The following is a 6,638-nucleotide window of genomic DNA, read 5'->3' on the forward strand; positions in this document are numbered from 1 at the left end:
AGACGGACGCGCAAGACGATCGAAGGAGCCAGCGATGAGTTCAGCCGAAACCGAGCGTGAGGCCGCCGCGATGCTGCCGAGCGGCGACGTGGTCGCGCTGCTGCTGGAGCAGCACGCGCGGATCCGGGGCCTGTTCGCGGAGATCGCCGTCGCGGACCCCGACGGCAGGAAGCGGGCGTTCGACGAACTGCGGGCGCTGCTGGCCGTGCACGAGGCGGCCGAGGAGCTGATCGTCCGGCCGATGGCCCAGAAGACGGCCGGCGAGGCCGAGGCCGAGGCCCGCAACGCGGAGGAGAAGGAGGCGGCCAAGGTCCTCAAGCAACTGGAGGGCATGGACGTCACCAGCGCCGAATTCCTGCGCACCATGGCCGAGTTCGAGCAGGCGGTCAGCGCCCACGCCGAGCACGAGGAGCAGGAGGAGTTCCCGGCGATCGTGGCCCAGTGCACGGTCCTGCAGCGGCGCACCATGGGCGACCGGCTGCGCAGGGCCGAGCACCTCGCCCCGACCCACCCGCACCCCATCGCGGCCGGCAACCCCACCGCGCTCAAGCTGACCGGCCCGTTCGCCGCGATGATGGACAAGGCCCGCGACGCCATCGGCCACTGACCGCGCGGCCCCGCGGGCAGGACCGCCCGGGCCGGACGGCTCGAGCGGCCACCCCGCGCCGGAGCGCGGCGGCAGCCCCCTCATGCCGGGGCCCGGGGTGACCGAGCGGACTCGGTCACCCCGGGCCCCTGGTCCGGTCCGCCGGGGTCAGTTCAGCCGCCGCTGCCAGTCGGCCGGGACACGCGCCTGGGGCCCGGGGACCGTCTGGTCGGCCGGGTGGCTGACCGGCGGGCTCAGCTGCGGCCCGTCGTCGACGTAGTTCTCCGTCCGGTAGTTCCAGAACCACTCCTCGCCCGGTTCGAAGCTCTGGACGACCGGGTGGCCGGTGCTCTCGGCGTGCGCGCTCGCGTGCTGCGAGGGGGAACTGTCGCAGCAGCCGATGTTCCCGCACTCCGCGCAGCGGCGCAGATGCAGCCACCAGCCCTCGCTGGCCTCGCACTCGGTGCAGCCGGTCCCGCTCGGCGGGACGGACGGGTCGATTCCTGGGGTCGTGGTCATACCGACTCCTCCTCCTCTGGTGCTGATGTCTCCGATGCCGCGGATTCCGGCTCCTGCTCACGGGAAGGGGCGGTGAGCGGCAGACGTACCCGGAACCGGGTGTCGCCGGGCACCGACTCCAACTGGATGTCACCGTGATGCTTGTTGACGATGATGCGCCAGGAGATGTCCAGCCCGAGACCGGTGCCCTCGCCGACCGGCTTGGTCGTGAAGAACGGCTCGAAGACCCGCTCCCTGATCTCGGGGGGCACACCCGGGCCGGTGTCCCGGAACTCGACCAGCAGATGATCCCGGTCCGCCGCGGTGCGCACCGTGAGGGTGCCCTCCTTGTTCATCGCGGACACCGCGTTGTCGATGAGATTCGTCCAGACCTGGTTCAGCTCGCCCGGATAGCCCGGGATGCTGGGCAGCGTACGGTCGTACTCCTTGACGACGTGCACACCGGGACCCATCTTCCCGGCGAGCATCTGCAAGGTGCTGTCGAGGAGTTCGTGCACGTCCACCACCTGGTAGGGCGCCCGGTCCAGCTGCGAGTACTGGCGGGCCGCGCCCACCAGCGAGGAGATCCGGGCGGTGGAGTCCTGGATCTCGTTCATCAGCAGCTCGGTCTCCACGGTGTAGTTGAGCCACCGCAGCGCTCCGTCCAGGGTCGCCTCGTCGGTCGCCTCGGCCACCTGGTCGAGCCAGTCGGCGTCCAGCCCGGCCTGCACGAAGGTCGCCGCGAGCTCCCAGCCGCCCCCCACGCCGTGGTCGTCGAGCCAGTCGGCGATGGCGTCCTCGCGGTCCGAGGTCTCCACCGGGCTGAGCGGCGGCGCGTTGATGGCCTTGGCGGCCTGCTCCACCGCGCGCTCCTGCAGTTCGACCAGTGAGGCGATGGCGGCCCGCCGGTGCGGGTCGGCCGCGATCGCGCCCAGCTTGTGCCGCATCCCGGCGACCCGCTCACGCAGTGTCGAGGTCGCCCGCAGCGCGGCGGCCGCCGGATTGTTCAGCTCATGGGTCAGGCCGGCCGACAGCGAGCCCAGGGCGAGCAGCCGCTCGCGCCGGTCCACCGCCTGCCGGGTGCTCCGGTCGCCGAGGAACAGCCCCTCCAGCATGTGCACGGCCATCGGGAACCAGTCCTGCATCATCCCGGCGAACAGCTCGGCCGACAGCACGAAGAACCGCGAGGGGACCGTGGTACGCAGCGACTGGCTGTAAACCTGCGGCACCCGCTCGCCCAGATACGCCTGGAACGCCCCCGCGTACACCCCCTTCTGGGATGTCCGGGTCACCTCCACGTCGTCCGCGCCGACCCGGCGCGACATCACCACCGTGCCCTCCAGGAGCACGTAGAAGCAGGTCGCCGGGTCGCCCTCGGCGTACACCGGACCGGCCTCGACCTCCTCGACGCCGCCCTCGCGGCACAGCCAGTCCAGCTGCTCGTCGGTCAGCTTCTCGAAGAGGAACAGCGACCGGAGCTCGGCCGCGCTGCACGAACCCTTCTGCACGCTCACAGCCGCTCCAGGTATCGGTGGACGAGCATGACCGCCATCGCGCCCTCGCCGACCGCCGAAGCGACCCGCTTGGCGGACTCGGCCCGCGCGTCACCGGCCACGAAGACGCCGGGGACGCTGCTCTCCAGGTGGTAGGGGGGCCGGTCGAGCGGCCAGCCCGCCGGGCGCTGCCCGGCCGCGGCCAGATCGGGCCCGGTGACGACGAAACCGTGCTCGTCGCGCCGCACCACCCCGTCCAGCCAGTCGGTGCGCGGCGCGGCCCCGATGAACACGAACAGATACTGGGCGTCGACCAGTTCCGTCTCCCCGGTCGAGGTGTCGCGCAGCGTGATCTGCTCCAGGTGGTCGGTGCCGTGCGCGGACACCACCTCGGTACCGGTGCGCACCGAGACTCCCGGGGTGGCCGCGATCTGCTGGATCAGGTAGTGCGACATCGACGCGGTCAGCGAGGAACCGCGGACCAGGATCGTCACCGACTTGGCGCCCCTGGCCAGATACACCGCGGCCTGCCCGGCGGAATTGGCGCCGCCGACGATGTAGACGTCCTCGCCCTTGCAGCCGGCCGCCTCGGTCAGCGCCGAGCCGTAGTAGATGCCGCGCCCGGTCAGCTCGGTCACGCCCGGCGCGGCGAGCTGCCGGTACGACACGCCGGTGGCCAGGATCACCGTGTGCGCGGAGACCTCCGAGCCGTCCGAGAACCGCACGGTGCGCGAGGACCCGCTCACCTCCAGCGAGGTGACCTCGCAGGCGGTCAGGATCTCGGCGCCGAACTTGTTCGCCTGCCGGTGCGCGCGGTCGGTGAGCTGCACCCCGGACACGCCGTCGGGGAAGCCGAGGTAGTTCTCGATCCGCGAGCTCTGCCCGGCCTGTCCGCCGGTCGCCGTACGCTCGGTGAGCACCGTGCGCAGCCCCTCGGAGGCGCCGTAGACGGCCGCGCCCAGACCGGCCGGACCGCCGCCGATCACCACCAGGTCGTAGAACCGGGCCGACGGGGTGGTGGCCAGCCCGGCGCCACTGGCCAGATCCTGGTCGGACGGCTCCACCAGCACGTTTCCGTCGGTGGTGATCACCAGCGGCAGGCGCAGCCCGTCCTCCTCGGCCGCCGCGAGCAGGCCCTGCCCCTCCGGTTCGTCGCTGGCGTACCAGCGGTACGGCACCTGGTTGCGGGCCAGGAACTCCCGCACCTCCGAGGAGCGCGCCGACCAGCGGTGCCCGACGACCTTGGTCTCCGACACCGGCCGGTGATCGGTGGCCAGCCACGCGTCCAGCAGGTCGTCGACCACCGGGTACAGCTTCTCCTCCGGCGGATCCCAGGGTTTGAGCAGATAGTGGTCCAGATCGACCACGTTGATGGCGTCGATGGCGGCGGTGGTGTCGGCGTACGCGGTGAGCAGCACCCGCCGTGCGGCCGGATACACGTCCATCGCCTGCTCCAGGAACTCGATGCCGTTCATCGAGGGCATCCGGAAATCGGCCATGATCACGGCGACGCGGTCGCCGCGCAGCCGCATCTCCCGCAGCGCCCCGAGGGCGGACTCGCCGGACTCGGCCCGGACGATCCGGTGCCGCTCGCCGTACCTGCGTCGCAGGTCACGGGCCACTGCCCGGGAAACGGCAGGGTCGTCGTCAACGGTCACGATCACGGTCCGTGTCGCGCCGCCGGGTTCTTTCCCCGGCATGCGTACCCCCATTCGCGCGCTGTGTCGGTGCCGGCCCGAGGCACGGCAGTTCCCATCGTAGGCACGGCCGGTGCCGCCTCGCAGTCCCGGGGGACGCGGACGGGCCGGTGGGAGGGGGTGAGCGCCCCGATCCCGCCCCGATCCCGCCCCGATCCGCCGCGGTCCGCCGCCTCCCGAGTCGCGGGACGCCGCCGCGGGTATCCACGATGCGGGACGTCCCCGTACCGTGGGCCCCCGATGCCGGGGGCGGCACGGTGGACGTACCGGGCCCCGGCGGATCTGTGGCGAATCCGTGGAATCCGTGGAAAGGGAACGTGGACCAGGTGGCGCAGGAGTTGCAGGACCGAGTGGCCGTGGTGACCGGAGCGAGCAAGGGCATCGGACTGGCGGCGGCCGAGGCGCTGGCCGCGGTGGGCGCCCGGGTGGTGGCCGTCTCGCGTACCAGCTCGCCCGGGCTGGAGGCCCTGGTCGAGGAGACCGGCGCGCGGTGGGTGCCGGCCGACCTGTCCGACCCGCAGGGCGTGGCGAGGCTGGCCGAGGCGGCCGGCAGCCGGGTGGACATCCTGGTGAACAACGTCGGCTCGGCGGTGGCCAGGACCGGCGGCTTCCTGTCCATCACCGACGACCAGTGGCGCCGGAGCCTGGACCTCAATCTGCTGGTCGCGGTCTCGGTGACCAGGGCGATCCTGCCCGCCATGCTCGAAGCCGGCGGGTCGGTCATCAACATCGGCTCGGTCAACGCGGTCTTCCCCGACCCGGCCGTGATCGACTACAGCGCGGGCAAGGCCGCCCTGGTCAACTTCTCCAAGGCGCTGTCGAAGGAGTTCGGCGGCCGCGGGGTGCGGGTCAACAGCATCAGCCCGGGACCGGTGGAGACCGACCTGTGGCTGGGTGCGGGCGGCATCGCCGACGCCACCGCCGCGGCGGCCGGCCTGACCCCCGACCAGGTCCGCGCGCAGGCGGCCGGCGGCATCGTCAGCGGCCGGTTCAGCCGCCCGCAGGAGGTCGCGGAGTTCGTGGTCTTCCTCGCGAGCGACCGCACAGCCAACGTCCTCGGCGCCGACTTCACCGTGGACGGCGGTTTCATCACCACCACCTGACCGCTTCCTCCCCTTCCGCGGACGGCCGGTGCGCGCCCGGCGCCGGCCGACCGCGGAGCCGCCGGCGGGCCGTCCGCGCGCTGTCCTACGGTGAAGGGACGGCGTGGGTGGGGACCGGCCGACTTGGTCCAGACCTATTGACGGCCGGTCGGGACCACTCCTACGCTCCGGTCCGGCGGCTTCTACCAACTCGTGGCCCTGGGCCCACGACGGGAAGGGAGCACAGCATGATCGGTCGGAGGTTACGGCTGCTGGGCGTCGGCCTGGCCATGGCCTTCCTCGCACAGATCCCGGTCGCCGCGGCGGCACACGCGGCGGCCAACGTCGACACCTGCGCCACGAAGCCGAGACCCGCGGGCAAGGTCCTGCAGGGCTACTGGGAGAACTGGGACGGCGCCGCCAACGGCGTCCACCCGGGCCTGGGCTGGATCCCCATCACCGACTCCCGGATCGCGGCGCACGGCTACAACGTGATCAACGCGGCCTTCCCCGTCATCCTCTCCGACGGCACGGTCGAATGGCAGGACGGCATGGACACGGGCGTGAAGGTCGCGACCCCCGCCGAGATGTGCCAGGCCAAGGCGGCCGGCTCGACGATCCTGATGTCCATCGGCGGCGCAGCCGCCGGTATCGACCTCAGCTCCAGCGCCGTCGCGGACCGCTTCGTGGCCACCGTGGTGCCGATCCTGAAGAAGTACAACTTCGACGGCATCGACATCGACATCGAGACCGGCCTGGTCGGCAGCGGAAGCATCAACACCCTGTCCACCTCGCAGGCCAACCTCATCCGCATCATCGACGGTGTGCTCGCCCAGATGCCGGTCGGCTTCGGCCTGACGATGGCGCCCGAGACCGCCTATGTCACCGGCGGCAGCATCGTCTACGGCTCCATCTGGGGCGCCTACCTGCCGATCGTGAAGAAGTACGCGGACAACGGCCGGCTCTGGTGGCTCAACATGCAGTACTACAACGGGAGCATGTACGGCTGCTCGGGCGACTCCTACCAGGCGGGTACGGTGGCCGGCTTCACCGCCCAGACCACCTGCCTCAACAAGGGCCTGGTCGTCCAGGGCACCACCGTCAAGGTCCCCTACGACAAGCAGGTCCCCGGCCTGCCGGCCCAGCCGGGCGCGGGCGGCGGCTACATGTCCACCGACCTGGTCTCCCAGGCGTGGCGGACGTACAGCAACGGGCTCAAGGGCCTGATGACCTGGTCGCTCAACTGGGACGGCTCGAAGAACTGGACCTTCGGCACCAACGT

The 6,638-nt window shown here is 71.6% G+C and carries 6 protein-coding genes; 3 read left to right on the forward strand and 3 right to left on the reverse strand.

What is annotated here, in order from left to right; genetic code table 11:
- The first annotated feature begins 34 nt into the window (after positions 1-34).
- Positions 35-607: a hemerythrin domain-containing protein gene (locus ACFO3J_RS17080; RefSeq protein ID WP_386430286.1), complete on the forward strand. Its 573-nt coding sequence runs from the start codon at positions 35-37 to the stop codon at positions 605-607.
- 147 nt (positions 608-754) lie between these two features.
- On the opposite strand, the gene ACFO3J_RS17085 is transcribed toward ACFO3J_RS17080, so the two are convergent.
- Genes ACFO3J_RS17085 through ACFO3J_RS17095 form a run of 3 tightly spaced genes read right to left on the reverse strand, consistent with a single transcriptional unit; the run spans position 755 to position 4,277 of the window.
- Positions 755-1,105, reverse strand: coding sequence for a UBP-type zinc finger domain-containing protein (locus ACFO3J_RS17085; RefSeq protein WP_386430287.1), 351 nt, complete (start codon positions 1,103-1,105; stop codon positions 755-757).
- A complete protein-coding gene (locus ACFO3J_RS17090; protein WP_386430288.1) occupies positions 1,102-2,598 on the reverse strand; it encodes an ATP-binding protein in 1,497 nt (498 codons plus the stop codon). The genes ACFO3J_RS17085 and ACFO3J_RS17090 overlap by 4 nt, the downstream gene beginning before the upstream one ends.
- Positions 2,595-4,277, reverse strand: coding sequence for an FAD-dependent oxidoreductase (locus ACFO3J_RS17095; RefSeq protein ID WP_386430289.1), 1,683 nt, complete (start codon positions 4,275-4,277; stop codon positions 2,595-2,597). Before ACFO3J_RS17095 ends, ACFO3J_RS17090 begins: the two co-directional genes overlap by 4 nt.
- A 323-nt stretch (positions 4,278-4,600) precedes the next feature.
- On the opposite strand from ACFO3J_RS17095, the gene ACFO3J_RS17100 reads away from it, so the two are divergent.
- Together ACFO3J_RS17100 and ACFO3J_RS17105 are read left to right on the forward strand one after the other, a co-directional pair.
- A complete protein-coding gene (locus ACFO3J_RS17100) occupies positions 4,601-5,377 on the forward strand; it encodes an SDR family oxidoreductase (protein WP_386430320.1) in 777 nt (258 codons plus the stop codon).
- A gap of 227 nt (positions 5,378-5,604) precedes the next feature.
- The coding region (locus ACFO3J_RS17105; RefSeq protein ID WP_386430290.1) for a chitinase at positions 5,605-6,638 on the forward strand (1,034 nt) is incomplete at its 3' end.

It is taken from the genome of Streptomyces polygonati (assembly GCF_042650325.1).
In the GTDB taxonomy this organism is placed as follows: domain Bacteria; phylum Actinomycetota; class Actinomycetes; order Streptomycetales; family Streptomycetaceae; genus Actinacidiphila; species Actinacidiphila polygonati.

Bases quoted from the DNA above. Each gene is read 5' to 3' on its own strand.
- ACFO3J_RS17095 (WP_386430289.1), bottom strand. From the start codon at position 4,277: ATGCCGGGGAAAGAACCCGGCGGCGCGACACGGACCGTGATCGTGACC.
- ACFO3J_RS17085 (WP_386430287.1), bottom strand. From the start codon at position 1,105: ATGACCACGACCCCAGGAATCGACCCGTCCGTCCCGCCGAGCGGGACC.
- ACFO3J_RS17080 (WP_386430286.1), top strand. From the start codon at position 35: ATGAGTTCAGCCGAAACCGAGCGTGAGGCCGCCGCGATGCTGCCGAGC.